Source organism: Streptomyces sp. SCSIO 30461 (assembly GCF_037023745.1).
GTDB lineage: Bacteria > Actinomycetota > Actinomycetes > Streptomycetales > Streptomycetaceae > Streptomyces.
Genome location: NZ_CP146101.1, coordinates 310,158 through 336,579 on the forward strand (window position 1 = coordinate 310,158; position 26,422 = coordinate 336,579).

The following is a 26,422-nucleotide window of genomic DNA, read 5'->3' on the forward strand; positions in this document are numbered from 1 at the left end:
GTCATGGTTGAGGGGCGGCCGACCGCCCCGGCATCTCTAACGCTCCGCGCGCCCGCGCGTTGCGCAAACCGGACTCACCCGAGTGGGCGGCTCCCGCGTTCCGCGGCAGAGCCGCTCGCGCGGTCCGCCTCGTCCATCCCGTCCGCTCTGCCCGTCCTCCCGAGGGTCGTCCCGGTCGGCCTGCTCGTCGACCGGCACGCGCCGGGAATGTTCTTTGCTCCGGGGCCCGCGTGACTAGTACCGTGGGGAGCGATTGGTGACGGGCCACCCGGCTGTGTCATCATCTGCACACACCACTCGCGCTCGCGCGGGTGTGCTGGAGGCGTCGCCTAGTCCGGTCTATGGCGCCGCACTGCTAATGCGGTTTGGGTCTTAAAGCCCATCGAGGGTTCAAATCCCTCCGCCTCCGCACCAACACCGAAGCCCCGGCCTCATGGTCGGGGCTTCGGTCGTTTCCGGGGACGCCCGATCGGGCTCGTCCCTGGTCGAGCCCGATGGTGCACGGATAAGCACGTCCGGGCATATGTGCAGGTCAGGTGGGGTGCGGCTAATGGATTTCGTCTGACGGCGCAGGTCATGTAATGTTGTTCCCGCAACGCCGACCAGGCAGAAAAGCCCGGGAAGCCAAGCACTCGTAGCTTAACGGATAGAGCATCTGACTACGGATCAGAAGGTTGCAGGTTCGAATCCTGCCGAGTGCACACAGGCCAGAGGCCCCCTGGATATCGCCCAGGGGGCCTTTGACATCAGCGGGTGACATCAACGCGTGCGGCCGGACGGATCAGGCAGCTGTCGGCTCCTCGGGTTCTTCGCACCCTTCCTCGCTGGCCTCGTCAAGACTTAGCGCGTCATCCATCCGATCGGCTGCCGCCTTGAGCGTCGTCTGCATGACGTGGGCGTAGGTGTCGAGCGTCATCGTGATCGTGCTGTGCCCGAGCGTCTCCATGATGGTCCGAGCATCCACACCCTGTGCAAGGTGAAGCGAGGCGCACGTGTGGTGTAGGTCGTGCACCCGGACCCGTCGTACCATCGTGTTGGTGCAGAGGATCGTCAGCACCCTGTTCAGGCTCCGGGGGTCCGTGGCCCGGCCAGTCGACGTGGTGAAGATGAGGCCGGTCGGCTGGTGATCGAGCGGCTTCCACTTCTTGCCAGCCACCTTCCGCTCCTTCGGCTACGGGGGCGTCGTGATCGTCAAGGGCAACCAGAAGAAGCTGCGCCGCCAGCTCAAGTCCCTTCCCTGGAAGGACATCCCGCTTCAGGGACGTACCCGGGGCATCGGCTACGGCCGCTCGGAGATCCGCCGGATCAAGGTCGCCACCGTGAACAGCCTTCCCTTCCCCGGGGCCGCCAAGCCGTCCAGATCAAGCGTCGGCGCACCGACCGCAAGACCGGCAGGACCACCGTCAAGACGGTCTACGCCGTCACCAGCCTGACCGCCGAGCAGGCCACCGCGGCCCAGCTCGCCGAACTCGTCAGCGACCACTGGAAGATCGAGGCCCTGCACCACGTCCGCGACCCCACCTTCGCCGAAGACGCCTCCCAGCTGCGGACCGGCAACGCGCCCCGCGCGATGGCCACCTGGCGCAACCTCGCCATCGGAGCCCTCCGCCTGAGCGGAGTCAAGAACATCGCCGCCGGCCTCCGCCGCAACGCCCGCGACCCTCGCCGACCCCTCGCACTCCTCGGCCTCGCATGATCACGAACCGGACGTCACGCGACTACGCCGAAGCCCTGCCTGGGGCTCGATCTGAAGTTCCGTCCGCAGGGTCCGCACTTCGTCGTCGACAACCGTCTTGGCGCTGCCGTCGCCCATGGTGGACGAAGCGCGCGACGTGCTGTGCGGCGGTGGGCTGTGACGTCGTCCGGCGTGATCCTCTACGGGCCGCCCGGCTCCGGCAAGGACACCATCACCAGTGCACTGACACAGCTCCGACCGGAGTTCGCACTCTTCGAGCGGCTCAAGGCCGGCCCCGGGCGCACGACCGGATACCGGATCACGACCGCAGACCGCATCGAAGAGCTGTCGCGGGCGGGAGAACTCCTCTACCGCAACGCCCGCTACGACGCTGAGTACGCGATCGACCGGCAGGGCGTCGCGGCCTTGGTCGACGCCGACCGCATCCCGGTTCTGCACATGGGGCAGGTCGCAGGGGCCAGCGCGGTGGCAGCCTTCCCCTTGCACTGGATTCGTGTGCTCCTGTGGTGCCCGCTGGATGTCACGGCGTCGCGCTCCGTCGGCCGCGGAGACAAGGACGTCGAGGCTCGGTTGAAGGTCTGGCACGAGACCTGAGAGGACCTGTTGGACAACGAAACCGCGCCTTGGACCCTCATCCTGCGGACCGACCAGCTCAACCCCGCCGAGTCCGCCAGCGCCATCATCGACGCCCTCGCAGCGACCGCCGCGGCCGAGAGCCGGAACATCCGGGAGCTTGTCGGATGACGGCGCTAGGCATCCTGCACCCGGGCAGCATGGGAGTCGCCGTCGCCGCTCAGGCGCGGCGCTCCGGTGCTGAGGTTCTGTGGTGCCCGGTCGGTCGCAGTGCAAGCAGCAAGACACGGGCCGAGAGGTACGGACTCACACCGGTACGAGCACTGAGCGAGATGGCCGAGCGGGCCGACATCATCCTGAACCTGTGCCCGCCCGCCGTTGCCGAAGACGTGGCGCGGGACATCGCGGCGTGCTCGTACGCCCGGATCTACGTCGACGGGAACGCGGTCTCCCCCGCGACAATGGCCAACATCAGCGCCATCGTGCAGCAATCCGGAGCGACCGCCGTAGACGGAGCCGTGATCGGGTCTCCCCCGTCGGACTCCAAGCGCCCTCGCCTCTACCTCTCCGGCCCCGCCGACGCGCTGCCCCCGGTCGCCCGGCTCTTCGAGGGGAGCGCCGTCCAGGCGCGCGCCCTGTCCGGTGGCATCGGGAAGGCATCCGCCCTCAAGCTGTCGTACAGCACCTACCAGAAGACCAGCCGCGCACTGGCCGCCGTCGCCTACGCCCTCGCCAGTGACCACGGAGTGGGGGCAGAGCTACTCGACATCGCCGAGGAGCGAGGCAGGACTCCCCTCTGATCTGGCCAACGCCGCAGCCACCGTGATGGAGAGGTGGGCAGGGCTCAAGGACACGTCGCCGGATCTCGCGCTCGTACTGGAGGAACTCCATATGGGCCCAGACAGGGGGCCGACCTAGACCAGGCACACGGCGACGCTACGCCAAGGGCTTCCGTCTCAGTTTCCGTCTCATTCAGCTCCGTACGGCGGTGTTCACGGCCGCACGTACAGCGGATTTTCGAGGGCCCGGGAACGCATGTGAACACAGGCGGACGCTTGCGAATGCGGCCCTGGCCTGCATAAACAGACTCCGAAAGCGTGTTGGGGGCAACCCCTCACGAGTTCGAATCTCGTATCCTCCGCCAGTGCCTCACCGGGCACGACGTCGAAGGGCCCCACCGTCCGCGGTGGGGCCCTTTCGGAGCAGGCGGGGCGGGGCATGACGAAACCTCCACTGTGAACCCCGAGCAGAGTCAGCCAACGGGGGTCTTCGAATTTAGTGGGGGTGCGCCTGCCGTCGGCTCCGGCGGGTGGTCGCACAGCGTGAGCGTAGGCGCTGGTTGGCGCGGTTGCGGAAGCCGAAGGCGTTACGCGCTTCGAGCTTGATGAGGCGGTTGTTGCCTTCGGAGGCGGCGTTGGTGATGCCGGTGGTCAGGTAGGTCTCGATGCCGTCCCACCACTGCTCGATGGTCTCGGCGAGGGTGAGGAGTTCGTGCAGGTGGGCGTGGTCGGCGACGTGGGTGAAGAAGCGGTGGCGGGCGGCGGAGATCGCGGAGCGGTCGGGGGCGTGGTGGGTGCGGCTGACGGCCAGGCCGAGGAGGTCGCGCAGGAGTTCCTTGGCCTGCCAGGCCGCGTGGATCTGCCGGCCGTAGGTGCCCATGTACTCCAACTCGGTCTTCAGGAGGAGGCGTTGGTCTTCGGTGAGGTCTTCTTTGTTGCGGCGCAGGAGTTTGCGGACGGTGTAGATGCCGTCGCCCTTGCGGGCCCGGCGGCCGTGCTGCCGCCAGGTGAGGCGTCGGCGCAGGTCGGCGAGGTGGCGCTGGGCGAGTTGCACGATGTGGAAGCAGTCGACGACCACGGTCGCGTGCGGCAGGGCACGGTGGACGGCGGCGCGGAAGGTGGAACACAGGTCGATGGCGACGTAGCGCACCTGTGCCCGCCAGGATGCGGGCTGGGAGCTGAGCCAGTCGGCGACCGAGGTGGCGTTGCGGCCTTCGACCTGCCCGAACAGTCCTTGCCCGCCGATCACGTCGACGAAGCCGATGTGCCAGGCGTCCGCGACCAGTTCCCACTTCTGCGTGGCCGGGTTCTGGGCCCAGACCGGCTTGCCCCGCCGGGTCTCGTCGATCCCGACCGCCTCGGTCGCGGGCGGCGTCTCGGGCAGGACCGTCGCGGCGTAGTCCTCGAAGCATCGCTGCACGATGGGCCAGCTCAAGGACAGGTCGCGGCCGGCCTGCACGACGGTGCGGGATCCGTCGCAGACCGCGGCCCCCGCCGCCCGGCGCAGGGCGGTGGTGGTGCGCATCCCGGCGGGCACCGCGTGGATCGCCTCGGTGAACGAGCCGCGCTCGCACGCGGGTTCGGCGCAGTACCAGCGTGCCTTGCGCCACCGGATACTCACAGGGCGTCCACCGCAGGGCAGGTGCCGGGGCCGGGTGGTGCGGTAGTCCTTCAGCCGGGTGGCGAAGACCCCGCACGAGGGGCAGGCCCGGGCGGAGTCCTCGCTCGTGACCACGTACACCGTCGAACCGCCCGCCCCGTCGTCCTTGACCTGCGTCACACTCACCCCCTCCAGCCCCAGAAGTCGCGTTGCCGCTTCGTTGATGCCGGTATCGTCGCTGTTCAAGCCCGTGGGGTTTCATGATCGGTTGCCTAGACAACAACCATGATCACGAAGGCCCGCGGGCTCCTTGCGTCCAGGGCGCCCGCACCCCAACCACCTCACACAGCGTGACCGGCGAGCGCGCCCGTCACCGCCGCACCCCCCACTAAATTCGAAGACCCGCCAACGGCGGCTCGCCGAACCTGCCACATTCAGTAATCTCGAAGCCATCCCCGAGGGCCAGAGATGCGCCTTGGGGAGCGTTCCTCAGAAAAGCTCCCCAAGGCACGGTTTCCTTAAAAAGGAGATTAGCACCCGGAAGGTACGCCACTCTTTACCACTGTTGCGGCAGTCTTGAATCCATCCCTGGGGTCTCGAATTGCGAGACGAACGCTGGCTGTCGATGTCGTCCTGCAGCCCACGTGGACGGTCTTCCCGAAGCAGCCGCGCGTGAATCCATCGTTAATGGTAGTGAATGCGCACCAGACATCCCCCCCATTGTCCGATTCGAACCAAACCCTGCTGTTTTCGTCAGAATTGTTGATGTCGTAGGCTCGCCCGGAAGTGTTCTGGATCACCAGAACTCCCTGTGCATCCTGATTCGCATTCCGAATGATGCATGACTTCAGTTTCATGCCAGGAGCGAAGAGCATGTCCTGGTATCCCGTACAGCTCCAATTGCTGTTGGTGGCAACGGGTGCCCAGCCAACGGTGTCACTTGCGGATGCGGTCGATATGCTGAATACGGCAGAGAGTGCAGCGGTGAGTGTGACGGTCGCAATTCGAGACTTGAGGCGCACGGGCGGCCCTCGCTTTCGCCTGTTTGATGGTCGAGAGTTTGCTGAGATTGAGCTCGCGGGTCGGTAGCCCTTCGGAGTTTATGGGGATCTCGTTGCGGGACCTGGCGAGCCAAATAATCCTATGCTGCCGATCTCATTTTTCGGACACGTGAAGGGGGTTAATGGGCGCAAGTGGGATAACTTGCTCGTTCCTTCACTGAATTCACCCATCAGGAATTTATGGTTCCGATGATGATTGGCTTGAGGGGGTCAGGCTGCTGGCCCTGTGGTGTCCGCGTTGTGCGGATAAGGGGTGGACTAACGCGCCTCGTTGTGGCGAGCCATCCCGAGCCGGAAACGCGAGCGCCTGCCCATCCGTGCGCTGACATCAACAGCTGACATCAACGTGCACGCGCATCGGCGCACCCCCACGGAAGGACGGCGCTGCCGACTGTTGGACCACGGCCCGGGATACGCTCGGTCCCGGGCCCTGCATCCGGGGGTGCACGCGCCTACGGATCAGAAGGTTGCAGGTTCGAATCCTGCCGAGTGCACAGCACGTCAGAGGCCCTGTGGAGTGATCCACAGGGCCGCTGCTTTATGCCTTGACGGCAGTGTTTGACGGCAACCGTATTCCGGAGCGGATCAGACGGCTAAGACGGCCAAGGGGGGATGTCCCGTAATCCCCGGCGGGCGCGCGACGACAGCTACGGCACTCCCCCTCAGGGCCAGGGCCCCGGCGAGTGCCTGGATCGTCCCGGCCTGGGGTGTTGATCTCGGTGGTGGCCCCGGGAAGCAGGTGAACACGGCACCTGTGGATCATGTAGTTCTCTACGCTGCAAGATCCACGAAGGTGCCGTGTTCGTTCCTCCATCATTCCCTGTCGCTGCCCCCGTGCCTCATGCGCCCCGCCTGGAAGCCCTCGGCGAGAGCGCCGCCAAGGAGCAAGTCCGCTGCCTGGTAGCCGAGTTCGAATCGGTCACTGATCCGAGAGGGGCTTGCGGAGTGCGGTACCGGCTCTCCTCGCTGCTGGCCCTGGTGGTCTGCGCGATGACCCCGTCCGGCCACGACTCGATCACCGCGGCGGCGGAGTGGTGCCGACGTGCGACGTCGGAGGAACTGGCCGCCTTCGGCTTGCCCTACCACCCACTCCTTGGCCGCTACCGGGTGCCGAGCGAGAAGACCCTGCGCAGCGTCCTGGGGCGGCTCGATCCCGGTGAGATCGGCGCGGCCAGCTACGACTACCTTCGGCCTCTGCTGTCCGCACAGCCTCACCGGCCGGAGCCGGTAATGCCCGACGGTGGGGCTGAGCGTGAACAGCGCCGGGCCCACCGGGCGGCCGCCCGCGCCGAGCCGGTACGGCTCCGGCGGCGGGCGATCGCGGTGGACGGCAAGTGCCTGCGCGGCGCGAGGCGCCCGGACTGCAGCCGGGTCTTCGTCCTGTCCGCCGTCCGTCACGGCGACGGTGTCACTCTCGCCTCCCGCGAGATCGGCGCGAAGACCAACGAAATCCCCGAGTTCGCACCTCTCCTCGACAGAATCGACGACGCGGATCTCGCGGGGGTGGTCGTTACCGCCGATGCCCTCCACGCCCAACGCGACCACGCCATCTACCTGCGCGAACGCGGCGCTCACTACCTGCTGACCATCAAGAACAACCAGCGCGGCCAGGCCCGTCAACTCCACGCCCTGCCCTGGAAGGAGATCCCCGTGATCCATCGCGACGACGCCCGGGGCCACGGCCGTCACGAGCAGCGGCTCGTGCAGGTCGTCACCGTCGAGGGCCTGCTCTTCCCGCACGCGGCCCAGGTCCTGCGGATCCAGCGCCGTCGCCGTCTCTACGGGGCGAAAAAATGGTCCAGCGAGACCGTCTACGCCATCACCGACCTGCCCGCCGAGGAAGCGAACGCAGCCGAGATCGCGTCCTGGGCTCGCGGGCACTGGACCGTGGAAAATACCGTCCACTGGTGTCGAGATGTCACCTTCAACGAGGACAAGTCCCAGGTCAGGACCCACAACGCGCCCGCCGTACTCGCTGCCCTCCGCGACCTGATCCGCAGCGCGCTCAAGCTCGCCGGCTACGTCAACATCGCCGCCGGACGACGAGCCCACACCGAGCGCCCCCGCCTCCTAGCCCTCTACGGCATCACATGATCAAACCGGACGATCCAGGCACTCGCCGGGGCCCTGCACTCCCCCTGGCTTCGCCGGATGGTGCCCCATGCTGCGTTGTCGAATTGCCCGAATACGCCCAGCATGAGGGTTTTCCTCCGTCTTGCGCCGCGTCCCCTCGGCCCCAAGGGCCGGGGGAGACCCCGTACGTCTGACGCCGCGCGCTGATCCACCGCGGACTACGGGACAGCCTTAGGCTACGAGGACACCGGCTGGGCCGTCGTCATCGTCCGGATCATTGCCGTCACCCCTCAGCGCGTCGCCGACGCGATCGAAGGCGGATCGCTGGGAGTCGAGCCGGACGAAGGTGTAGACGTCCATGGTCACCCGGATCAAGGCGGCCCGCCTACGACGGACCGCGCGCGCTGGCGGCCAAAGGCCGCCACCGCTCCCAGCTGCCCCTGCCTGCCAGCGCGCAACAGCGACACGGCGAACAGCCAGCGCAGCAAGCACCCCGAAGGAGCGGCCCGTACCGGTGATGACGGGCCGTAGGCGGAGGTTCGTGGGATCAGGAGTCCGTGAGGGTGGCCACGATGTTGTCGGGGTGGTCGAGCCAGGCGGTGTTGGGACGAAGCAAGGCCCTACGTCAGGAGCCATGATGGCCAACGAATGCTGGAGGTACCGGCGTGACTAGCAGTGCAAAGCTCCCCATGCCGAGACCGCTCCACGAACTGGACGGCGTACACGACTTTCTCGACGACGTTCGCCTACGGCCAGGCATGTACGTACGAGGCCGTTCCATCTTGCATCTCCAGTCGATCCTGTACGGGTACAGCGTCGCCTGCGAGATCCATGGAGCGCCAGCAGTGACGGACTTCGAGCACTTCGGACCGTTCAGCGAGTGGCTTTGGCCGCGGCTCGGCATGGAGTACTCAAGCGCGGTCGGCTGGGCTGTCGAGATCGAACGGGCAGCAGAAGCTGCGGGCATCCAACCCCTGGACATGTTCTTCGACCTATTGGACGAGTTCCGCGCCGGACGCGACGATGCCGCCCCGAAAGCTGTCTAGTCGGAAAGCGTGTTGGCTGCCAACCTTGAGGCGGCGCACCGCACCTTGTCGGAAGCGGCCTGATGAGCGGCTGCATCGGCCCGTCAGATGTAGGTCCAGCGCCATGCGTTCGAGCTGTACGTGCACTTGATCTTCGTGCCGCCCGCGGTGGTGGTGATGGCGCCGTGGTCGCTGTTCCGGCAGAACTGCCCTGCCGAGTAGCAGTTTCCCGAGTTGGAGACGATGGAGCACGTGCCGATGCTGTCCTGACCGCTGCTGTTTCCTCTGCCGCTGTCGGCGGTTTTGGCCGTTGCGGTCTTGGTGACGGTGACCGTGGGGCCGGGTTTCGCCTTGGCCTTGACGGTCTCGGTGATGGTCGGGCCGGGCTCGGGCGTGGCTGTGACGGTCGCGGTAACGGTCGTCGCGGGTTTGACCTTGGTCGCGATGGACTGTTGCCCGTCGTCCCCGGCCGAGCCGATGAGCGTGCCCGTGATCAACAGGGCCGTGCCGCCAACCCACACGAGCACGCGCTTGTGGAGCGGACGGGTGTCGGGCGGGCGTGGTGCAGGCGGTATGGGAGTCGCGTATGGGTTGGTCATTTCGTCCCCCAGAGTGTTTCGGGTGGAGCGACCGTAGTGCCCAACCGCGCTGTGTGTGCAGGGTGTGCAAGAGGGGTGTCCAATCTGTGACCCACGCCGGGTTTGTGGTCCAGCGCAGGATGGCGGAGTCAGGCCGTATGGAGCTCGGCGAGGGGGCGACGGCCTTCAGAGAGAGATCGGTGAGCGTTTGATCGGAGCAGTGCGGTACAGCAGCGAAGTACAGCAACCCCAGCAATCGCCAGCACCCACCATCGGCCCTTGTGACCCTGTCTGTGGCCCGAATGACCTGCGATGACCGATCTCTCCAGAGCTACGGATTCAGAAGGTTGCAGGTTCGAATCCTGACGAGTGCACAACAGACCAGAGGCCCTGTGGAGTGATCCACAGGGCCTCTGGCTTTTGCCTTGACGGCAGTGCTTGACGACAGCCGCCTCAGAGTGCGTGGAGTGCTCTTGCGGGGCGCTGCTTGAAGGAGCAGGTATTCCTGAGCCCGGCCGGAGCGTGTGCGTCAGACGGTCGCGGCCAGCCATCCGATGGTTTCGGTGGTGTGCTTTCCGTCGCTCTTGGTGGCGCCGGCGTACACCTCGTTGAGGCGGATCAGGAAGCCCGTGTTCGTGACGTCATGGACGCGGATCCCCGGGGTCTCCGGGCCGTTGAAGGTCTGGGTCAGCGGGAGGACGACGACGTTGGAACCGGCAGGGAACGGGGTCGGAAACGTGACCCGCGTGAAGGTCGAGGTGTTGCCCCCGCTCGTCTCGATCGGGTTGTCGGACCTCAGGTCGATCTTGCCGGTCTGGATGAAGCTCATTGTCGACTTCCTTCGTGTAGGGGGGTTGGATTGCTCGGCTGTCACCGGCAACCGATGGAAGGCTCGTCACCGAATCGGCCCTGTATGCCGAAGTCCCGCAAACGAGTGATCACCTTTCGGACAGCGGTGGATCTTGCGCTTCTCGGCTGGTCCACGGGCCGGAGGCTTCTGGACGACTACGAGGGCACCGGCCACGCCGTCGTCATTGTCCGGATCTGTGCCATCGCCCGTCAGTGCGTCCCAGACACGGTCGAAGGCGGATCGCTGGGAGTCGAGCCGGACGAAGGTGTGGATGTCCATGGCCACGCGGATCGAGCCGGCCGAGGACTTCCATGGTCATGCGGGAGTCGGCGCCCTGTTCGTGGAGGAGCGAGGCGCAGGTCGTGAAAGCTTTTGCGGACATCGGCGGGTGCGCGGCGTCTCGAAGGAACGGTTCAGGTTGTGCGGCTCGGCAGGGGAAAGGCGAGGCTCATGGCCCGTGCCCTTCCAGTTGCCCCCGCGCCCTTTCGGTCGGCGATTTGCTGAGCACGCCGAGCACGGAGCGCCGCCACGCACTCGGACGGCAGGTCACGCTGTCACCCGATCATGCAGCAGTCCCTCATGGTCATGCTGAGCAGACGTAGACGACTGCGGCGCATATCAGGTGAGAGGGGCGGCAATCCCGGGGAGCCGTCGCGGGGTTCACGCGGTCGGCGTGGCCGCGAGGCGCTCCGCCAGCCGTGTCCCTATGCCCACGGCCTGACCGCCTTCCGGTCGGGCCTGGAGTGCCTCGGCGGTATCGACCCTTGCCGGGTGCCGCGTGCCCGGCAAGGGTCTGCCCGGCCGCTCCTCTCTTGCCGACTGTGGCGATCTTTGCGAAAGCTTCCAGTGAAGATTCGGTCCGTGTGGCCCTTCCTTGCGATTTCTCAACCCTTCCGCCTGTTGGGTTACATTTGCAAACATTACGGCGTTGCTCTGGATTGTCTTTGCGTGGTGTCCCCGGCCGGAGGTCATGATGGTGCCTCAACTGCCCGCACCCCCAGGAGATTCCATGTCGAGTGTGGTGGCTTGTGCCCAGGATTCACATCCCGGTCGGTTCAGTGGACTCATCACGGTGATCGTCATCGTGCTGGTCCTGTCGCCGCGCACCGCTGAGGTCGTCGGCGCGTATGTGAACGCGCTGGCGCTCGCGGGGGTGCTGGCGGGCGGCGGCACGGCGGTGGCGTACCGCAGTCGCGGCATCCGTGGCCTCCGCGGCAACCGGTGGCTCAGCGGTCCGCCGGCTGAGGGCGCTCGAACAACTGGAGCACGCCGCCGACGGAGAAGCACAGAGCGCCGGTGAGGGTTCCCCAGTTGGCGATCGAGGCGTTTACCAGGCTGCCGGTACTCGGAATGTTGAAGTCGGCCAGGGCCGAGATCATGAAGAGCACCGAACCGGCCTGGTTGACCGCCACGATCCACCAGCCGAGGTCGTGCGGCCGGAGGTCCGGGTGGCCATGGCACACCTCTTCCAGCGCGAGGTGCCCCGAGATCAGGAAGAGCAGGCAGCCCACCATGTCGGGGGTCCAGATGAGCCGGTTGGCCTGTTGGGTGGAGAGCCCCTGCAGGAACGAGTCGAGGAGGTTGAGGCCGAACACCAGGGTCCCGGCGAACAGGACGAACGTGCTGAGCCAGTCGATCCGCATCGGCTCGTAGCTCCACCAGCGCCAGCGGCGGGTCTCCAGTGTGTCCGCCGTGTCGGCCGTGGTGCCCAGGGTGGGTGCGTTGATCGTCTGGAGCAGGGAGGCGTAGCCGCCCGCGTTGAAGGACAGGCCGCCCGCGAAGTAGACCAGCGCGCTGGTAAGGGCGGCGGCGCCGGCGATGGCGATCGCAGCGCCTGCGGCGAACAGCGCGCCGCCGATGGTGAAGGTCACCGCCGCCACGGTGTTCAGGGTCCCCAGCCTGCCGATGGAGGCTGCGTCGGCCGGCTGCCGGGTTTCCGGTGCTTCTTCGGCGGCCCTGACCCTCAGCGTGCCGCGTTTGCGTGCCGCGCGTGACTCCCACACCGCGATCCCGCCGGCCGCGGGGCGCCAGGTCAGTCTGGTGGTGAAAGGTCCCGCCCCTTCGGCCCGCTTCTCGATGTGACGCACGCCCGCAAGCGTAGGAGCACGGCGCCTCCGAGGGGTGGAGGATGGACCGCATGGGTGGTGACACAGGCGGCCGGTGGCGGTTCCGCGGGATGGGCTGGGACTGGGAGGCGGCCGTGCCCGTGCTGCGGTGGGGGCGGGGTGCCGAGCGGCGTGACGGCGGCCTCGGGTACGGGCGGGAGCTCGGGTTCCGGGCCGTCGGGGCGCGGGAGTGCCAGGGAGCTCGGGGGAACGCCTGTCCGCTCGGGGCCGTGGTGCCGGGACGCAGCACGGGAGGGTTGTGCCCGGAGTGCGCGCGGCTGGACCGGGCGCACTCGGTGGCCGCCGACACGATCGCCGACGATCCGCGGCCGTACCGCGTGTATCTGGCGTGGTTCGGGCCAGGTCTGGTGAAGGTGGGGATCACCGCGGAGGAGCGGGGCAGCGCGCGGCTGTTGGAGCAGGGGGCGGTGGTGTTCGGCTGGCTGGGGCGGGGGCCGCTGATGGCGGCGCGGCGTACGGAGGAACTGCTGCGGGCGGCGCTCGGGGTGCCGGACCGGATTCCGTACGCGCAGAAGCGTGCGGTGCGTGCCCTCCTGCCGTCCACGGTGCGGGAGCGGGCGGCGGAGCTCGATGCGCTGCACGCGCGTGCCGTCGTCCTCGATGCACTGCCCGAGGCGCTGGAGCGAGTGCCGTTCCGGCCGGCCGACCAGGTGGCCGTTTTCGGGCTCGACGGTGCCCCGGTGGCTTCGGCCGCCGTACGGGAGTTGGTGGAGGGCGGGACGGTCGCCGGGCGGCTGGTGGCCGCAGCCGGGCCCGATCTGCATCTGGCCGGTGCCGACGGGCGGATCATCGTGGTGGACACCCGGGTGATGGCCGGGTGGGAGCTGGTGGCGGCCGATCCGCGCGACGCCGTCACCGTCCCGCTGGAGGAACTGCCGCGGGGGGTGCAGGACGGGCTTTTCTGAGCCCGCCGTGTCTGTGCACCGACTGCTTCGGTCCACCGGCCGCTTCGGTCCACCGGCCGCATCGGCAGCGGGCTCGGTAAAGACTCGGATCCCTTTGGGCTGGGAGCCTGGACACCGCGTCGACGCACGTCGGAGGGTGGTCGGCATGAGCGATCACCTCGTGGCGGGGATCGAACCGCCCTACTACACCGTCGTGTTCACCTCCCGGCTGCGGCCTGATGGCGATCACGACGCGTACACCGAGACAGCCCGGCGCATGGAGGAACTCGTCGCCGGGGTGCCGGGCTTCCTCGGGTACGAGTCCGCCCGCACGCCGGGCGGTCTCGGGATCACCGTCGGGTACTTCCGGGACGAGGAGGCCATCGCCGCCTGGCGGATGGACCTGGAGCACCAGAGCGCGCAGCGGCGGGGCCGTGCGGAGTGGTACGAGCGGTACAGCGTCCATGTCGGTCGGGTGGAACGGAGTTACGGCCATGTGCGCGCCGAATAGCGGTGTCGGGGGAGTCGGGGGCGGCAGGGACTCCGGAGGATTCGAGGACGAGACCGCGGCCGTTCGGGACTTCCGGGAGCGGCTCGGGCTGCCCGGGCTCGTGGACGTCCACACGCACTTCATGCCCAAGCGGGTGCTGGACAAGGTGTGGGCGTACTTCGACTCCGCCGGACCACTGACCGGCCTTGAATGGTCCATCACCTATCGCGAGGAGGAGGACCGGCGGGTCGCCTTGCTGAGGGGGTTCGGGGTGCGGGCATTCACCTCGATGCTCTATCCGCACAAACCCGGCATGGCCGAGTGGCTCAACGGCTGGGCCGCGGACTTCGCCGCCCGCACCCCTGGCTGCCTGCACACGGCGACGCTCTATCCCGAGCCGGGAGTGGAGCGCTATGTCCGTGAGGCGGTCGTGAGCGGAGCGCGGGTCTTCAAGTCCCATCTCCAGGTGGGGGATTACGACGCCAACGATCCGCTGCTCGATCCGGTGTGGGGGCTGCTCGCCGAGGCACGGATCCCGGTGGTGATGCACTGCGGGTCCGGTCCGGCTCCCGGCAAGTACACGGGGCCCGAGCCGATCGGGCGGCTGCTCGGGCGCCATCCGGGGCTGCCGCTGATCGTGGCGCACATGGGGATGCCCGAGTACACCGACTTCCTGGACCTGGCGGAGCGCTACGGACAGGTCCGTCTCGACACGACGATGGCGTTCACGGACTTCAGCGAGCGCCTCAGGCCGTTTCCGGTCGACGAGCGCGGGCGGCTCGCGGATCTGGGGGAGCGGGTGCTGCTCGGTTCGGACTTCCCCAACATCCCGTATCCGTATCTGCACCAGCTGGAGGCGCTGGAGCGGCTGGCGGGACGGCTGGGGCTCGGCGACGACTGGCTGCGAGCGGTCTGCTACGAGAATGGAGCACGGCTGTTCCATTGATTACCCCGCTGTGACGTTCTTAGGAAAATCACAGGAAACGGAAAGGTAGCTCTTACCGCTCTGCCGCAAGGTGTGCTCATGACGACGACCTCTCAGGGACGTGCCGAAATGCGCAGGCCGGACGGTGGCCCCGTCCGGGTGCTCGTCGTGGACGACGAGACCTCGCTCACCGAGCTGCTCTCCATGGCCCTGCGCTACGAAGGGTGGGAGGTGTGCAGCGCCGGCGACGGCGCGAGTGCGATGACCACGGCGCGTTCCTTCCGGCCCGACGCCGTGGTCCTGGACATGATGCTCCCGGACATGGACGGGCTTGCCGTGCTCGGCAAGCTGCGCCGGGAGCTGCCCGAAGTGCCCGTGCTGTTCCTCACGGCGAAGGACGCCGTCGAGGACCGGATCGCGGGTCTGACCGCGGGCGGTGACGACTATGTCACCAAGCCGTTCAGCCTGGAGGAGGTCGTGGCGCGGCTGCGCGGGCTGATCCGGCGGTCGGGGGCGGCCACCGCGCGCAGCGAGTCGATGCTCGTGGTCGGCGATCTCGTCCTCGACGAGGACAGCCACGAGGTGACCAGGGACGGCGTGGGCATCCACCTCACCGCCACCGAGTTCGAGCTGCTGCGCTATCTCATGCGCAATCCGCGCCGGGTGCTCAGCAAGGCGCAGATCCTCGACCGGGTGTGGTCGTACGACTTCGGTGGGCAGGCCAATGTCGTCGAGCTCTACATCTCCTACCTCCGGCGCAAGATCGACGCCGGTCGTACACCGATGATCCACACCCGGCGGGGCGCGGGCTACCTGATCAAACCGGGAGAGTGAACCCCCGGCTCGGAGTGAAGCAAGCCGGAAGCGAAGGAATGAGGAGCGGTACCGCATGATCCGCATGCGCAGGCCTGGACGGTGGACCCTGCGGACCCGGCTGGTCGTGTCAGCACTCGCGTTGATCGCGGTCGCGACCGCGGTGATCGGCACGGTCACCACCGTCGCCCTGCGTAGCCATCTGTACCAGCAGCGGGACCGGCAGGTGCACGACTTCGCGCTGCGCGCGGGCGGTCCCCCGCAGGGCGCGCGGGGCGGGGCGCCGCCGCTCGGGAAGCCGCTCAACTTTGTGACCAGCGGTGGAGCGCCGATCGGCGCCATCGGGGCGCAGGTGGACAGCAAAGGCCAGATCGTCGACGGTGTGGTCTCGGTCCAGAAGCAGAACGCCGGCCGACCGAAACTCGACGACCGTGAGCTGTCGGCCGCCGAACTCGCCGCGCTGGCGGGAGTTCCCCGCGACCGTGAATCGCACACCGTGGAGATCCCGGGGCTCGGCGACTACCTCGTGGAGTACGGCGAGGGCGAGCGCGGCGACTTCCTGGTGGGCGTACCGCTCGCCGATGCGCAGAGCACCGTCAGCACGCTCATCGTCGTCGAGTTGTGTGTGACCGGAGCCGGCCTCATCGCCGCGGCCCTGGCGGGCAGTTCCCTGGTGGGCGTCGCACTCAGGCCGCTGCGCCGGGTCGCAGCCACCGCCACCCGTGTCTCCGAACTTCCCCTGCACAAGGGTGAGGTGGCACTGCACGAGCGTGTCCCGGACGCGGAAGCCGATCCGCGTACCGAGGTCGGGCAGGTCGGCGCCGCACTCAACCGGATGCTCGACCATGTCCATTCCGCCCTGGACGCCCGCCAGGTGAGCGAGACCCGTGTGCGGCAGTTCGTCGCGGACGCCAGCCATGAACTGCGCACCCCGCTGGCCTCGATCCGCGGCTATGCCGAACTCCCGCGCCGCAGCCGCGAGGAGACCGGTCCCGACACCCGGCAGGCGCTGCGGCGGATCGAGTCCGAGGCCGAGCGGATGACCGGTCTGGTGGAGGATCTGCTGCTGCTGGCCAGGTTGGACGCCGGGCGCCCGCTCTCGTACGAGGAGACCGACCTCACCATGCTCGTCGTGGACGCGGTGAGCGACGCCCGGGCGGCCGGCCGGGACCACAACTGGCGGCTTGCGCTGCCCGATGAGCCGGTGAAGGTCTCCGGCGACGGCGCCAGACTGCACCAGGTGCTGGTCAATCTGCTGGCCAACGCGCGTACCCACACCCCACCGGGCACCACGGTCACCGCCTGCGTACGCCCGCTCGGCGGGGGACGGGCGGTCGCCCTGGAGGTTTGGGACGACGGGCCCGGAATCCCGGACAAGCTGCTCCCCCATGTCTTCGAGCGCTTCGCCCGCGGCGACGTCTCCCGGTCACGGGCGGCGGACGGTCCGACCTCCACCGGACTGGGTCTCGCGATCGTGCAGGCCGTGGTGTCCGCGCACCGTGGCACGGTCTCGGTGGAGAGCGTGCCGGGGAGCACGGTGTTCACGGTCCGACTGCCGTGCGAGCAGTCGCCGCCGCCGACGCCTGCGTAGCCTCAGCGGGCCGCGCGCGGTTCCTGTGAGCCCGCGCGGCCCGCGCTGCGTTCGGGCTCTCGGTCCGCTTTCCCTTCTCGCCACCCGCGCTTCGCCGTCCGGCACGACTCACAGGTCGCCCGGACCACTCATAGTCGTCCCACAGGCACACCACACAGCCGTGACAGGCGCTTTGGCGAGAGTCATGGCCATGCGAACCGACATTGCGCTGGGCACCCTGCCGGCACGGGAGCATCTGCCCGTCGGGGCAGCCGGCACTCCCGTACTGGACGTCGTGATCCCCGTCTACAACGAAGAGAAGGACCTGGAGCCCTGTGTGCGGCGGCTCCACGACCATCTGGCAGGCACGTTCCCGTACGGGTTCAGGATCACCGTCGCCGACAACGCGAGCACCGACCGTACGCCCGAGATCTCGGCGGCGCTCGACGCGGCGATTCCCGAAGTGCGGGCCTTCCGGCTGGAGGAGAAGGGGCGCGGGCGGGCTCTGCGGACCGTCTGGGGCGCGTCCGACGCGCCCGTGCTCGCGTATATGGATGTGGACCTGTCCACCGACCTCAACGCCCTGCTGCCGCTTGTCGCGCCGCTGATCTCGGGCCACTCGGACCTGGCGATCGGCTCGCGGCTGGCGCGGTCGTCGCGGGTGGTCCGGGGGCCGAAGCGGGAGTTCATCTCGCGGTCCTACAACCTCATCCTGCGCGGATCGCTCCAGGCGCACTTCTCCGATGCCCAGTGCGGTTTCAAAGCCATCCGGCGCGATGTGGCCGAGCGGCTGCTGCCGATGGTCGAGGACACCGGCTGGTTCTTCGACACCGAACTGCTCGTGCTTGCCGAGCGGGCGGGGCTGCGCATCCACGAGGTGCCGGTGGACTGGGTGGACGACCCCGATTCCACGGTGCACATCGTCAGCACGGCGGTCGAGGACCTCAAGGGCGTCTGGCGGGTGGGCAGGGCCCTGGCATCCGGCGCCCTGCCGCTCGACCGCCTCGCCCGGCCGTTCGGCGACGACCCGAGGGACCGGGAGATCAGCGGAGTGCCGCGCGGGCTCGCCCGGCAACTGGTGGGCTTCTGCGTGGTCGGGGCGCTGTCGACGCTGTTCTATCTGCTCCTCTACTCCCTCTTCCGGTTGGGTTTCGGACCGCAACTCGCGAACACCGGAGCGCTGTTGGTCTCCGCCATCGCCAACACTGCGGCAAACCGGCGGCTCACCTTCGGTGTACGGGGCAGGGAGCGGGCACTGCGGCACCAGGTGCAGGGGCTGGTGGTCTTCGGGATCGGCCTCGCCTTGACGAGCGGTTCGCTCGCCCTTCTCGACGCGGCCGTCGGTGACGCCTCCCACAGCACGGAGCTCGCGGTCCTGGTCGTCGCCAACCTCGCGGCGACGGTGGTGCGGTTCGTGCTGCTGCGGGCGTGGGTGTTCCCGGACCGCCGTGACAGCACGGAGGCAGAGGGTGAAGCGGTGTCCGCACCCGTGGTCGAGCCTCGGGCCGAGCCGTCGCCGGCGATGAGCGGGAACTCCGATCACGCCGATCACGCCGCGTACGCCGATCACGGCCGCAACACCGCGGCGCAGCCGGGCTGGTTCGGCGAGCGGCACGGGCAGTACGGCCACCCCCGGGGCGGATACGGCGAGCACGGCCGGTACGGACATCAGGGGCGGTACGACCAGTACGACCAGGGCAACGGTGACCACGGCCGGCCACCGACGACGAACACGAGGCAGCACGGATGACAACGGCATCACAGGGCTACGACGGCCCGCGCGAGCACAGCACGTCCGATGCCGACTCGCCGCTGCCTCCGGGCTGGGCCTTTCGGAAGCGGAACGCCGCAGCCGCCGCGGAGGCGCCCGCCGCGTACACGGCGGACGCCTCCGCGCCTGAGCCGGTCGCGACGCCTACCGCGGCGGGCTCCGGCACCGCCGGCCGGCTCGCCCGCCTCCGGCAGGGCCGGCCCGGCGACGCCAGTTGGGTGCGTCCCGCGCTACTCGGCCTGCTGCTGCTCACCGCGGTGCTGTACTTCTACAACCTCAGCTCCTCCGGCTACGCCAACTCCTTCTACTCCGCGGCCGTGCAGGCGGGCAGCGAGAGCTGGAAGGCGTTCTTCTTCGGATCCTCCGACGCCGGGAACTCCATCACCGTCGACAAGCCCCCGGCCGCGCTCTGGCCGATGGCCCTGTCCGTGCGCCTGTTCGGCCTCGGCTCCTGGCAGATCCTGGTGCCCGAGGTCCTGATGGGCGTGGCGGCGGTCGGCGTCCTGTACGCCGCCGTCCGCAGGCGGTTCAGCGCGGCCGCGGGAATGATCGCGGGCGGTGTGCTGGCGCTCACCCCGGTCGCCGCGCTGATGTTCCGCTTCAACAACCCCGACGCGCTGCTCGTTCTGCTGACGACGGTGGCGGTCTACTGTGTGCTGCGCGCTCTGGAGGACGCCAGGACGAAGTGGCTGCTGTGGGCCGGTGTCGCGGTGGGCTTCGCGTTTCTCACCAAGACCCTCCAGGCCTTCCTCGTCGTTCCGTCCCTCGCGGCGGTGTACGGGGTGTGCGCCCCGACGACCCTGCGGCGGCGGCTGAGCCAGCTCGCACTCGCGGGTGGGGCGCTGATCGTCTCGGGCGGCTGGTGGGTCGCGATCGTCGAGCTGTGGCCGACGGGCTCGCGTCCGTACATCGGCGGCTCGCAGTCCAACAGCTTTCTGGAGCTGACCTTCGGCTACAACGGCTTCGGCCGGATCAGTGGCGACGAGCCGGGCAGCGTGGGCGGCGGTGGAACGCGCGGTGGACCCGGTGGTGGTGGCTGGGGCGAGACCGGCATCGGTCGGATGTTCGGTGACGGCAGCGGCGGCCAGATCTCCTGGCTGCTGCCCGCCGCCCTGATCCTTCTGGTCGCCGGGCTGGTGCTCACCTGGCGCGGCCGGGCGCAGCGGACGGACACGGCATGGGCCGCGTTCCTGGTCTGGGGCGGTTGCCTGGTGACGACCGTCGCCGTCTTCAGTTTCATGGCGGGGATCTACCACGACTACTACACGGTGGCGCTTGCTCCGTACATCGCCGCACTCGTCGGTATGGGGGCGACGCTGCTGTGGGAGGAGCGCGGCCGGCCGGCCGCGCGGGCGGCTCTCGCTGGTACCACGGCGGTCACGGCGGTGTGGGCGTATGTGCTGCTTGAGCGGGCGCCCGACTTCGTGCCCTGGCTTGGCGTGCTGGTGCTGATCGGCGGGGTCGCCGCGGCGGTTGGGCTGCTGTTCGCCACCTCCGTCGGACGGCGTCTGACGCTGGGCGCCGCGGGGCTCGCCTTGGCGACCGCGCTCGCCGGGCCTTTCGCGTACACGCTCGCCACCCTGGACTCCGGTCACCAGGGATCGATCGTGACGGCCGGACCGGCGTCCGGGCAGCGTGGTCCGGGCGGTGGCGGCGGCCGCGGGCCCGGCGGCCAGACCGGTGGGCCCGGTGGCGGCGGGATGATGCAGCCGGGCGGCCGGCACCAGGGCGGCCAGGGGATGGTGCCCGGTCAGGGGCAGGGCCAGTTGCGTGGTCAGGGCGGCGGTATGCCCGGTGGTGGCATGAGCCAGGGCGGTGGCATGGGCCGGCCAGGCGGCCAGGGCCAGGGTGCCCAGGGCCAGAACCAGGGCGGCGGTCGCGGTGGCGGGATGGGCGGTCTGCTCAACGGCGCCCAGGTCGACGCGGCCACCACCGCCAAGCTGAAGGAGAACGCCTCCGCGTACACCTGGGCAGCGGCCACTGTCGGCGCCCAGAACGCGGCCAGCTACCAGCTCGCCGCCGAGGAGGCGGTGATGCCGATCGGTGGCTTCAACGGCACCGACCCGTCGCCGACCCTCGCGCAGTTCAAGCAGTACGTCGCCGCCGGGAAGATCCACTACTTCATCGCGGGCAGCGGCGGTATGGGCGACGGGGGCCGGGGCGGAGAAAGCGGCAGCAGCAGCGAGGTCTCCACCTGGGTCCAGGAGAACTTCTCCCAGGTCACGGTGGGCGACACCACCCTCTACGACCTGACCGCCAGAAAATAGCTATACAGCGTACGAGAATCCCCTATACGGTGTACGGGAACCAAACCCCGTACACCGTATAGGAGCGTGCGATGACGGCGACGGCCGCCGAATCCGGTAACCCATCAGCGACGTCCGAGACCGAAACCACCGGCCCACGCCATCCGCAGCGCTGGCTGATCCTGGGCGTCATCTGCCTCGCTCAGCTCACCGTGCTGCTCGACAACACCGTTCTCAGCGTCGCGATCCCGTCCCTCACCACGGAACTCGACGCAACCACCGCCGACATCCAGTGGATGATCAACGCCTACTCGCTGGTCCAGTCGGGACTGCTGCTCACCGCGGGCAGCTCCGCGGACCGCTACGGCCGCAAGAAGATGCTCGTCGCCGGGCTCGCGCTCTTCGGCCTCGGCTCACTGGCTGCCGGGCTCGCCCAGGATCCCGGCCAGTTGATCGCCGCACGGGCGGGCATGGGTGTCGGCGGCGCGCTGCTGATGACCACCACCCTCGCCGTCGTCACTCAGGTCTTCGACGAGCAGGAGCGGGTCAAGGCCATCGCGCTGTGGGCCACCGTCGGCGCGCTCGGCTTCGCCGCGGGTCCGCTGATCGGCGGAATCATCCTCGACCACTACTGGTGGGGGATGGTCTTCCTGATCAATCTCCCGGTCGCGCTGATCGGACTGGCCGCGGTCGTCAAGCTCGTGCCGGAGTCGAAGGACCCGCGGGGCGACCGCCCCGACCTGCTGGGCGCACTGCTCTCGACCGTCGGTATGTCCGCGGTCGTGTACGCGATCATCAGCGGCCCGGTGGACGGTTGGACCTCCGCGCGGGTGCTGGTCGCGGCGCCGCTCGGGCTCGGAGCGCTCGGTGCGTTCGTGCTGTGGGAGCTGCGCATCCCGCATCCCATGCTGGACATGCACTTCTTCCGCAACCAGCGCTTCACGGGCGCGGTGGCCGGTGCACTGCTCGTGGTGTTCGGCATGGGCGGATCCATCTTCCTGCTCACCCAGCACCTTCAGTTCGTGCTGGGCTACGAGCCCCTGGACGCGGGTCTGCGCATGGCGCCGTTCGCCCTCACCGTGGTGCTGCTCAACCTCACCGGTATCGGCCCTCGGGTCATGGTGAGGATGGGCACCCCGCTCACGGTGCTGGTCGGTATGACCCTGGTGTCGGGCGGTCTCGCGGCGGTCGCGGTGCTCGGCGGCGGTACGGACGGCAGCTACGGCGGAATGCTGCTCGGGTTGGTCCTGATGGGCGCTGGTCTCGCGCTCTCGCAGCCCGCGATGGCCGCCGCGATCATGAGCGCGATTCCTGTCGAGAAGGCCGGTGTGGGCGCGGGTGTCAACGGCACTCTGGCCGAGTTCGGAAACGGACTCGGGGTCGCGGTGCTCGGCGCCGTGCTGAACTCGCGGTTCGCCACGCTCGTCGCCGTGTCGGCGGCGTCGCTGCCCGCGGCGCTCGCGGCGGCTGATGGCCCGGCGGAGCGTGCCCAGATCGCCGACGCCTTCGCCACCAGTCTCCAGACCAGCCAACTGGTCGGCGCGGTGGCCGTGCTGGCCGGTGGTGTGGTGGCCGCGGTGCTGCTGCGCAGGGCGGAGCGTACCGGGCCCGCCGCTCAGGTGGCCGGGGACGAACCGGTGGCCGCGGCATAGCATCGGCAGGGTCTGGACCGGATGAGTCCTGACGGACCGGAAGGCTGGAGGGTACGCCATGGTGTCGGACGCCGACCGCACGAAGCGCCCGGCGCGGATGAGTGTGTGGCTCGGGGGCAAGGCTCCCAAGGGCCGAAAGGCCGACCAGCCCTCCGGTCTCGACCGGGACAGGATCACCGAGGTGACGGTGCGGCTGCTCGACGCCGAGGGGCTCGCCAAGCTGTCCATGCGGCGGCTCGCCGGGGAACTCGGTGTCACGGCGATGTCGCTCTACTGGTACGTCGACACCAAGGACGATCTCCTGGAGCTCGCTCTCGACGCGGTGTTCGGCGAGCTGGATCTGTCGCGGGCGGCGGAAGCAGGCGATACCCCGGAGCCGGGTGGCAGTGGCGTCGGCGCCGGTCCCGACTGGCGCGACGAGCTGCGCGCGCTCGCGCACGGATACCGCGGTCTGCTGGTCGCCCACCCCTGGGTGTCCCCGCTCATCGGCACCTATCTGAACGTCGGCCCGCACTCACTGGAGTTCGTCGGGAGGGCGCAGCACATCGTCCGCAGTACGGGGCTGCCGGCGAGGTGGCAGGGGGCGGCGCTGGGCGCGGTCTTCCAGTTCGTCTACGGGCTGGGCACGGTGGAGGGCCACCTCAAGAAGCGCTGTGCGGATGCGGGGATGACGCTCGAGGAGTACTACGTCGAGGCCATGGGGGCGACCCGTGAGGCGGCGGGCTTTGAACACGTGATGGAGAACGTGGACGAGATCGTGGAGGCTCGGGGCTCCGGGACCGCCGAGGAACTGCTCGAACGGGACTTCGAGGTCGCCCTTGATCTGATGATCGCCGGGATCGAGACGATGACCGCCCGGCACGCGGAGGCGGACTCCGACGCCGACGCGGAGTCGGACGAGTCCGGTGAGTTCGCGGAGTCCGGTGAGCCCGGTGAGCCCGGCGCGTCCGCGGAGTCCGGCGAGGCGGCCTGACGGGGCCTCTGCTTCCCGTTCGGAGCGGCCGCCCCCCGCCGTCCCGCTCCCCCTGCACGGCCGGAGCGCGAATGCCCGGGGCGGCGGACTGTCCCCGTCCGCCGCCCCGGCCCCGTGCGGCGCCTCCGCTTGAGCGCCGCACGGGGGTCTGGTCACTCGCCCGGGTGGGCGAGTTCGATGTCGTGGCCGTCGACCCCCTGGGCGGTGACCGTGAGGGCGCCGGCCACCGGCGGGTAGCCCGTGGCGATGAGCGTGTACACGCCCGCGTCCAGGTCGGAGAAGACGTACATCCCGTCGTCACCTGTGGTCGTCACGCCGGCGACGTTCCCGGCGGCGTCCACGAGGGTCACCCGCGCTCCGCCCAGCGGCCCACGTGCGCCGGGTTCGCCACCGGCGCGGACCACGCCCTGGATCACGGCGCCGGGCTGGAGGGCCGCCTCGACACGGGTCGGGCCCTGGGTGGCGATCTCCACGGGGAGAGCCAGCGGCCGGAATCCGGCCGCGTTCACGGCGACCGTCACCGGACCCGGGATCAGCTCCGCGAAGGCGAAGGCGAAGGCGCCGTCGGACGCCGATGTGCCGGTGGCGAGTACGTCCCCGCGGACGTCGGTGACGATCACCATGGCCCCCTCGATCGGCGCGCGGTCATCGGCGGCTACGACGGTGCCCGTCAGCCCGCTCGTACCGCTGAGGACGATGTCCACGGCGAGCGGTTCGTCGCCGACGACCACGGTGCTGGCTTCCGGCTGGAAGCCGTCCGCCGCCGCGATCAGCACGTAGGTGCCGTGCGTCGGTGCGTCGAGTGCGTACGACCCGTCCGGGTGGCTCACCGAGCGGCCGAGTTGTCGCCCGCCCAGTGAGATCAGAGTGACGGCGGCGCCGCCGAGCGAGGTGCCGTCATCGCCCCGCACGACTCCGTGCACGGCGATCCCGGCGCCGGCGAGGCCGGAGTCCACTGCCTGGGCCGGTATCACGACCGGGGCGCCTGCGGCAGTCGCGGCCGCTGTCGCCGCAGGCTCGTCCATTGGGCCGTCGGTCTCGCTGTCCGCGGCATCGGGCGCCACAGCGGAGGACTTCAGCGCCACCTCCTTGATGAACAGGGTCACCAGGAGAGCCAGCAGCGCGAAGGGAGCGGACCAGAGGAAGACATCGGCGACGCCGTGCCCGTACGCGTCCTCGACGATGGTGCGCACCGGCGCAGGGAGGGCGTCCAGGTCGGGGATTCCTCCGCCACCCGTGCCGCCGTGGCCGAGAGCCGCGCCGCGCGGACCGAGGGCGGCGAAACCGTCCTCCACATAGTGGGTGACCCGGTTGGCGAGCACCGCGCCGAGTGCCGAGACACCGACCGCACCGCCCAGCGAGCGGAAGAAGGTGACCACGGACGACGCGGCGCCGAGGTCCCGCGGAGCCACCTGGTTCTGGGTGGCCAGCACGAGGTTCTGCATCATCATGCCGAGACCGAGGCCCAAGACGGCCATGAAGACGGCGATCCGCCAGTAGTCGGTGTCGTACCGGATCATGCCCAGCAGCCCGAGTCCACCGGTCACCAGCACACCACCGCTGACCAGCCAGGCCTTCCAACGACCGGTCTTGGTGATGATCATTCCGCTGACCGTGGACGAGATGAACAGACCGCCGATCATCGGGATGGTCATGACGCCGGACATCGTCGGCGACTCGCCCCGGGCCAGCTGGAAGTACTGGCTGAAGAAGACCGTGCCCGCGAACATCGCCACACCGACGAAGAGCGAGGCCAGCGACGCCAGGGTGATGGTCCGATTCCGGAACAGCCGCAGCGGGATGATCGGGTCGCCGGCCTTGGCCTCGATGATCAGGAAGATGACGCCAAGCGCCACGGCACCGCCGGTCATGGCGTAGGTCTGCCAGGACACCCAGTCGTACTTGTCGCCCGCGAAGGTCACCCAGATCAGCAACAGCGAGACGGCGGCGCTGATGAAGAGGGCACCTGCCCAGTCGATCTTGACGTCGCGCTTCACCACAGGCAGCTTCAGGGTCTTCTGCAGCACGACCAGGGCGATCAGCGCGAAGGGCACGCCGACGTAGAAGCACCAGCGCCAGCCGAGCCACTCGGTGTCGGTGATGACACCGCCCAGCAGCGGACCGCCGACGGTTGCGACAGCGAACGTCGCCCCGAGGTAGCCGCTGTAGCGGCCGCGCTCACGCGGGGCGATCATCGCGGCCATGATGACCTGGGCGAGAGCGGTGAGACCGCCGACGCCGATGCCCTGGACCACCCGGCAGGCGATCAGCATGCCGGTGTTCTGGGAGAGTCCGGCCACGACCGAGCCACCCACGTAGATCACCAGGGCGATCTGCACCAGCAGCTTCTTGGAGAAGAGGTCGGCGAGCTTGCCCCAGAGAGGAGTGGTGGCCGTCATCGACAGCAGCGCGGCCGTGACCACCCAGGTGTAGGCCGACTGGCCGCCGTCGAGGTCGGTGATGATCTGCGGCAGGGCGTTGGAGACGATCGTCGAGGACAGGATCGCGACGAACATGCCGAGCAGCAGTCCGGACAGCGCCTCCATGATCTGCCGGTGCGTCATCGGGGCTCCGCTGCCGTCCCCGTGAGCGGTCCCGGCTCCGGTCGCGGTCTTGGCGTGGTGGCCGCCCCGTACACCGGTGGGTGTGGTCGTAGCCATGAACGTCCTTTGGCTTCCTTGTCCGTGACGTGAGTGAGCGAGTGCGTGCGTCAGTCAGTCGGATGGTCGGTGGGTCG

Annotated in this window: 21 protein-coding genes, 2 tRNA genes and 1 pseudogene; 17 read left to right on the forward strand and 7 right to left on the reverse strand. The window is 68.9% G+C overall.

Annotated features, from left to right (window positions below; genetic code table 11):
• Positions 1 to 318: 318 nt before the first annotated feature.
• Positions 319 to 409 (forward strand) — tRNA-Ser (locus tag V1460_RS01445).
• Positions 410 to 628: 219 nt separating this feature from the next.
• A tRNA-Arg gene (locus V1460_RS01450) sits at positions 629 to 701 on the forward strand.
• Positions 702 to 781: 80 nt separating this feature from the next.
• Here the strand turns inward: V1460_RS01450 and V1460_RS01455 are convergent.
• Entirely contained in the window at positions 782 to 1,156 is a 375-nt protein-coding gene (locus tag V1460_RS01455) for a tyrosine-type recombinase/integrase (RefSeq protein WP_338671638.1), read from the reverse strand.
• Between V1460_RS01455 and V1460_RS01460 the strand changes: the two are divergent.
• The 4 genes and pseudogenes from V1460_RS01460 to V1460_RS01475 all read left to right on the forward strand — a co-directional run.
• Positions 1,124 to 1,537, forward strand: a pseudogene (locus V1460_RS01460) (hypothetical protein); the annotation flags it as partial. The gene V1460_RS01455 and the pseudogene V1460_RS01460 overlap by 33 nt on opposite strands.
• 315 nt (positions 1,538 to 1,852) lie before the next feature.
• A complete protein-coding gene (locus tag V1460_RS01465) occupies positions 1,853 to 2,290 on the forward strand; it encodes a guanylate kinase (protein WP_338671641.1) in 438 nt (145 codons plus the stop codon).
• Positions 2,291 to 2,299: 9 nt separating this feature from the next.
• On the forward strand, positions 2,300 to 2,440 hold the full coding sequence (locus V1460_RS01470; RefSeq protein ID WP_338671643.1) for a hypothetical protein: 141 nt from the start codon (positions 2,300 to 2,302) through the stop codon (positions 2,438 to 2,440).
• On the forward strand, positions 2,437 to 3,069 hold the full coding sequence (locus V1460_RS01475) for an NAD(P)-binding domain-containing protein (RefSeq protein ID WP_338671644.1): 633 nt from the start codon (positions 2,437 to 2,439) through the stop codon (positions 3,067 to 3,069). The genes V1460_RS01470 and V1460_RS01475 overlap by 4 nt, the downstream gene beginning before the upstream one ends.
• Positions 3,070 to 3,544: 475 nt before the next feature.
• On the opposite strand, the gene V1460_RS01480 is transcribed toward V1460_RS01475, so the two are convergent.
• Positions 3,545 to 4,894 (reverse strand): ISL3 family transposase, encoded by a 1,350-nt coding sequence (locus V1460_RS01480; RefSeq protein WP_338671528.1) that lies wholly within the window; start codon positions 4,892 to 4,894, stop codon positions 3,545 to 3,547.
• 1,613 nt (positions 4,895 to 6,507) lie between these two features.
• Between V1460_RS01480 and V1460_RS01485 the strand changes: the two genes are divergently transcribed.
• Positions 6,508 to 7,803: an ISAs1 family transposase gene (locus tag V1460_RS01485; RefSeq protein WP_338671646.1), complete on the forward strand. Its 1,296-nt coding sequence runs from the start codon at positions 6,508 to 6,510 to the stop codon at positions 7,801 to 7,803.
• A 210-nt stretch (positions 7,804 to 8,013) separates the two neighbouring features.
• Here V1460_RS01485 and V1460_RS01490 read toward each other — a convergent pair whose 3' ends face one another.
• Positions 8,014 to 8,157, reverse strand: coding sequence for a hypothetical protein (locus V1460_RS01490; RefSeq protein WP_338671647.1), 144 nt, complete (start codon positions 8,155 to 8,157; stop codon positions 8,014 to 8,016).
• Between the two features lie 290 nt (positions 8,158 to 8,447).
• On the opposite strand from V1460_RS01490, the gene V1460_RS01495 reads away from it, so the two are divergent.
• Positions 8,448 to 8,828, forward strand: a complete 381-nt coding sequence (locus tag V1460_RS01495; protein ID WP_338671648.1) for a hypothetical protein — start codon at positions 8,448 to 8,450, stop codon at positions 8,826 to 8,828.
• 83 nt (positions 8,829 to 8,911) lie between these two features.
• Here the strand turns inward: V1460_RS01495 and V1460_RS01500 are convergent, their stop codons facing one another.
• The 3 genes from V1460_RS01500 to V1460_RS01510 form a co-directional block, all read right to left on the reverse strand.
• Positions 8,912 to 9,406, reverse strand: coding sequence for a hypothetical protein (locus V1460_RS01500; RefSeq protein ID WP_338671649.1), 495 nt, complete (start codon positions 9,404 to 9,406; stop codon positions 8,912 to 8,914).
• A 508-nt stretch (positions 9,407 to 9,914) separates the two neighbouring features.
• Positions 9,915 to 10,214, reverse strand: a complete 300-nt coding sequence (locus V1460_RS01505) for a hypothetical protein (protein WP_123975809.1) — start codon at positions 10,212 to 10,214, stop codon at positions 9,915 to 9,917.
• A 1,247-nt stretch (positions 10,215 to 11,461) separates the two neighbouring features.
• Positions 11,462 to 12,322 carry a hypothetical protein gene (locus tag V1460_RS01510; RefSeq protein WP_338671650.1) on the reverse strand — a complete coding sequence of 287 codons (861 nt, stop codon included), beginning with the start codon at positions 12,320 to 12,322 and terminating at the stop codon, positions 11,462 to 11,464.
• A 41-nt stretch (positions 12,323 to 12,363) separates the two neighbouring features.
• Between V1460_RS01510 and V1460_RS01515 the strand changes: the two genes are divergently transcribed.
• From V1460_RS01515 to V1460_RS01555, 9 genes are all read left to right on the forward strand, one after another.
• On the forward strand, positions 12,364 to 13,266 hold the full coding sequence (locus V1460_RS01515) for a DUF2797 domain-containing protein (RefSeq protein WP_407077378.1): 903 nt from the start codon (positions 12,364 to 12,366) through the stop codon (positions 13,264 to 13,266).
• A 145-nt stretch (positions 13,267 to 13,411) separates the two neighbouring features.
• Positions 13,412 to 13,756: an antibiotic biosynthesis monooxygenase gene (locus V1460_RS01520; RefSeq protein ID WP_338671651.1), complete on the forward strand. Its 345-nt coding sequence runs from the start codon at positions 13,412 to 13,414 to the stop codon at positions 13,754 to 13,756.
• Positions 13,740 to 14,681, forward strand: a complete 942-nt coding sequence (locus V1460_RS01525) for an amidohydrolase family protein (RefSeq protein WP_338671652.1) — start codon at positions 13,740 to 13,742, stop codon at positions 14,679 to 14,681. Before V1460_RS01520 ends, V1460_RS01525 begins: the two co-directional genes overlap by 17 nt.
• Positions 14,682 to 14,759: 78 nt before the next feature.
• Positions 14,760 to 15,494 (forward strand): response regulator transcription factor, encoded by a 735-nt coding sequence (locus V1460_RS01530; RefSeq protein WP_338671653.1) that lies wholly within the window; start codon positions 14,760 to 14,762, stop codon positions 15,492 to 15,494.
• A gap of 64 nt (positions 15,495 to 15,558) precedes the next feature.
• Complete coding sequence (locus V1460_RS01535) at positions 15,559 to 17,064, forward strand: ATP-binding protein (protein ID WP_407077585.1); 1,506 nt, start codon at positions 15,559 to 15,561, stop codon at positions 17,062 to 17,064.
• 190 nt (positions 17,065 to 17,254) lie between these two features.
• The gene (locus tag V1460_RS01540) at positions 17,255 to 18,793 is read left to right on the forward strand and encodes a bifunctional glycosyltransferase family 2/GtrA family protein (RefSeq protein ID WP_338671655.1); all 1,539 of its coding nucleotides are present in this window, start codon (positions 17,255 to 17,257) and stop codon (positions 18,791 to 18,793) included.
• The gene (locus V1460_RS01545; RefSeq protein WP_338671656.1) at positions 18,790 to 21,081 is read left to right on the forward strand and encodes a glycosyltransferase family 39 protein; all 2,292 of its coding nucleotides are present in this window, start codon (positions 18,790 to 18,792) and stop codon (positions 21,079 to 21,081) included. The genes V1460_RS01540 and V1460_RS01545 overlap by 4 nt, the downstream gene beginning before the upstream one ends.
• Before the next feature lie 71 nt (positions 21,082 to 21,152).
• The gene (locus V1460_RS01550) at positions 21,153 to 22,712 is read left to right on the forward strand and encodes an MFS transporter (protein WP_338671657.1); all 1,560 of its coding nucleotides are present in this window, start codon (positions 21,153 to 21,155) and stop codon (positions 22,710 to 22,712) included.
• Between the two features lie 58 nt (positions 22,713 to 22,770).
• Positions 22,771 to 23,685, forward strand: coding sequence for a TetR/AcrR family transcriptional regulator (locus tag V1460_RS01555; protein ID WP_338671658.1), 915 nt, complete (start codon positions 22,771 to 22,773; stop codon positions 23,683 to 23,685).
• Positions 23,686 to 23,837: 152 nt separating this feature from the next.
• Here V1460_RS01555 and V1460_RS01560 read toward each other — a convergent pair whose 3' ends face one another.
• Positions 23,838 to 26,345, reverse strand: coding sequence for an MFS transporter (locus V1460_RS01560; RefSeq protein ID WP_338671659.1), 2,508 nt, complete (start codon positions 26,343 to 26,345; stop codon positions 23,838 to 23,840).
• Between the last annotated feature and the right edge of the window lie 77 nt (positions 26,346 to 26,422).